The organism is Pseudorhodoplanes sp. (assembly GCF_035565795.1).
In the GTDB taxonomy this organism is placed as follows: Bacteria; Pseudomonadota; Alphaproteobacteria; order Rhizobiales; family Xanthobacteraceae; genus Pseudorhodoplanes.
Genome location: NZ_DATMRV010000084.1, coordinates 1 through 1,722 on the forward strand (window position 1 = coordinate 1; position 1,722 = coordinate 1,722).

Here is a 1,722-nt window from a genome sequence, read left to right on the forward strand (position 1 = left end):
ATGGCGACGGAGGAGGGGCCGTTCGGCTGGTCGCTGCGGCCCTGCTTGCGCTCGCGCGCATAATGCAGCGCCTGCTGCATGGCGCGTTCGGCAATCGCGACGCCCTGCAGGCCGACCGCAAGCCGCGCCTCGTTCATCATCGTGAACATGCAGGCCATGCCGGCATGTTCCTTGCCGATCAGGTAGCCGACGGCGCCGCCCTCGTCGCCGTAGACCATCGTGCAGGTGGGGGACGCATGGATACCCATCTTGTGCTCGACAGAATGAGCGCGAACATCATTACGTTTGCCGAGCTTCCCATCTACTTCGAGCATGAATTTCGGGACGAGGAAGAGCGATATCCCCTTGGTGCCGGGCGGCGCATCGGGCAGGCGCGCCAGCACGAAATGGATGATGTTGTCGGTCATCTCGTGCTCGCCATAGGTGATGAAGATCTTTTGTCCGAAGATCCGGTAGGTGCCATCACCGGCGCGCTCCGCACGCGTTCTGAGCGCCCCCACATCTGAACCCGCCTGCGGCTCGGTGAGTTGCATAGTGCCCATCCATTCACCGCTTATCAGCTTGGGAAGATAGGACTTTTTCAGCTCTTCATTGCCGTGCAAAGCGAGCGCATCGATGCCCGCCATGGTCAGAACCGGACCAATCCCGAACGCCATGGACGCGGCATTCCACATCTCGATGCAGGCGGCGTTGAGCGCCCGCGGGAGTCCCTGGCCGCCCCATTCGGCCGGTGAGGCAAGGCCGTTCCAGCCGGCCGCGGCCCAGTCGCGATAGGCCTCCGCCCAGCCGGGCGGCATGGTGACCCGGCCATCCCTGAAGGGGGTGCCGAACTGGTCGCCAAGCCTGTTGAGCGGTGCGATCACGTCCGTTGCGAACCGCCCGGCCTCGGCGAGCACGGCGTCGACATCGTCGGCCGACAATTCGCCATAGAGACCGGCCCCCAGCGCATCGGCCATTCCAGCGCCCTGCTGGAGCGCAAACGCGATGTCGGCAACCGGCGCGCGATAGGACATGGTCTCTCTCCGGGACGCGGCTTTCAGGCGGCCTTCACGGCTAGCCCCGGGCGCGAGAAGCGTCAACGTCGGGCGGCGGAACCCCCGCGATTAGACGTTGCGGCAGAGGTGAGGCGCCGCTATGACGGGGCCCTTCCCGAGACCGTTGGGGCGTCGCCAAGTGGTAAGGCACCGGATTTTGATTCCGGCATTCGGAGGTTCGAATCCTCCCGCCCCAGCCAGCCGCTTCCGGGATTTCAGCTCCGGCGTCTCCGCAAAATAACGTTTCTGCGGCGAATTCGGCGACCTTCGTCTCTCAGACTGTCGCTGGATCCCGAAAAGCGGCAGAATAATCGCGGCACCGTGTCTGTGCGCCACGTTCAGTCGTTGGCGCCGGTTTCCGTGAACAAGAAGCCCGCAGGCGTCTTCGTGAATCTGAAAATCTCCTCGCCGCAGAAGATGCTGTAGCTTTCGGTATTGTCGCGTCGATATGGGACAGCGCCGGCGCAGTCACGTGGTGCAACAGATACTTCGCTTAAGTTCGGCCCTCTCACCGCAGCGGGCCTTCTTACGTCTGGCGTCAATGGGCCCGGTATTGCCGTGGGCCGCCCTGCCGAGGCTTCTCGACCAGGGCGGATGCAGGGCTGTACCAGCAATCGAGAGCCTCGGACTTGCTATATTAGCATTCGCGCTTCGGGGCGAACGACGGCGCTCGCGTTTAATCAGGTCG

Annotated in this window: 1 protein-coding gene and 1 tRNA gene; one reads left to right on the plus strand and one right to left on the minus strand. The window is 63.6% G+C overall.

Annotated elements, in window-relative coordinates:
- Positions 1-1,013, minus strand: a 1,013-nt coding sequence (locus VNZ93_RS08255) for an acyl-CoA dehydrogenase family protein (protein WP_325702756.1), incomplete at its 3' end; no start/stop codon positions are given.
- Between the two features lie 146 nt (positions 1,014-1,159).
- On the opposite strand from VNZ93_RS08255, the gene VNZ93_RS08260 reads away from it, so the two are divergent.
- Positions 1,160-1,234, plus strand: a tRNA-Gln gene (locus VNZ93_RS08260).
- The last annotated feature ends 488 nt before the right edge of the window (positions 1,235-1,722 follow it).